Annotated in this window: 1 protein-coding gene; it reads right to left on the reverse strand. The window is 52.7% G+C overall.

The genetic code is table 11. The features are described from left to right. Positions 1-1,668 (reverse strand): beta strand repeat-containing protein (locus QNM18_RS27245; protein WP_284138949.1); only part of this gene is annotated, 1,668 nt, incomplete at both ends.

The raw sequence follows: 1,668 nt of genomic DNA on the forward strand, positions 1-1,668 counted from the left end.
TAAAGCTGGCAGATCCCGTTTCCGTACTGTTATAGCTGGTGTCATTCAGGGTCACACCATGACCATTTGGCGCGGTCGTATCTAACGTACTGCTGGCGGTCACTGCTGTGGCTGCATTGCCTGCGGTGTCCGTTAAAGTCACGGATAAAGTCAGCGTACCGTCATTCAAGGCGCTTAAATCCAAGTTGGATAACTGCTGACTGGCTGACGTCACGGTGCCATTGCCGGTCACCGCTGTGCCACCATTGCTGCTCGAAATGGTGTAGCTGTATGTTGCGCCCACTTCTGCGCTACTGAAGGTAAAGGACGCCGCTGTTTTTTCGGTGTTTGAATACAAGCTATCGTCGAATGCCACACCGTGACCGCTCGGTGCCTTGGTATCTACCGTGATTGGCAACTGGGTCGCGGCCGTATTGTTATTGCCCGCCGTATCGGTGAATGTATCGGCTGCAATGTCCAAGGTGGCATTGCTTTGTGAGTCCGCCGTGGGTGTAAATAACACGCTATATTGGGTGCTGGACGTGGCACTAAAGTTACTCAACGTGCCCCCTGACACACTGATATCCGACTCACTAAAGGTGGTACTGGCTTCACTCAGCACAATGCTGATGGTCGCCGTTTCGCCCGCTTTTAAATTGCTATCCGATGCACTGAAGGTCGTCACCGTTGGCTTGGTTTTATCTAAGCTGGCCGTATCCGTCACCGCCGTAGCTGCGTTACTCGCACTGTCAGTCACCGTCACCGATAAGGTTAATGTCCCGTCATTTAAGCCACTGATATCCGCGATATTCACCGTTTGGCTGGCACTGGTAATATTGCCATTGCCCGTCACCGCCGTTCCACCATTGCTGCTATTGAGGGTATAACTGTAGGTTGCACCGACCTCTGCACTGCTGAAACTAAAGCTGGCAGATCCCGTTTCCGTACTGTTATAGCTGGTGTCATTCAGGGTCACACCATGACCATTTGGCGCGGTCGTATCTAACGTACTGCTGGCGGTCACTGCTGTGGCTGCATTGCCCGCGGTGTCCGTTAAGGTCACGGATAAAGTCAGCGTACCGTCATTCAGGGCGCTTAAATCCAAGTTGGATAACTGCTGACTGGCTGACGTCACGGTACCATTGCCGGTCACCGCTGTGCCACCATTGCTGCTCGAAATGGTGTAGCTGTATGTTGCGCCCACTTCTGCGCTACTGAAGGTAAAGGACGCCGCTGTTTTTTCGGTGTTTGAATACAAGCTATCGTCGAATGCCACACCGTGACCGCTCGGTGCCTTGGTATCTACCGTGATTGGCAACTGGGTCGCGGCCGTATTGTTATTGCCCGCTGCATCGGTGAATGTATCGGCTGCAATGTCCAAGGTGGCATTGCTTTGTGAGTCCGCCGTGGGTGTAAATAACACGCTATATTGGGTGCTGGACGTGGCACTAAAGTTACTCAACGTGCCCCCTGACACACTGATATCCGACTCACTAAAGGTGGTACTGGCTTCACTCAGCACAATGCTGATGGTCGCCGTTTCGCCCGCTTTTAAATTGCTATCTGAGGCACTGAAGGTCGTCACCGTTGGCTTGGTTTTATCTAAGCTGGCCGTATCCGTCACCGCCGTAGCTGCGTTACTCGCACTGTCAGTCACCGTCACCGATAAGGTTAATGTCCCGTCATTTA

The sequence above is a fragment of the Pseudoalteromonas obscura genome (assembly GCF_030135505.1).
Lineage (GTDB): Bacteria > Pseudomonadota > Gammaproteobacteria > Enterobacterales > Alteromonadaceae > Pseudoalteromonas > Pseudoalteromonas obscura.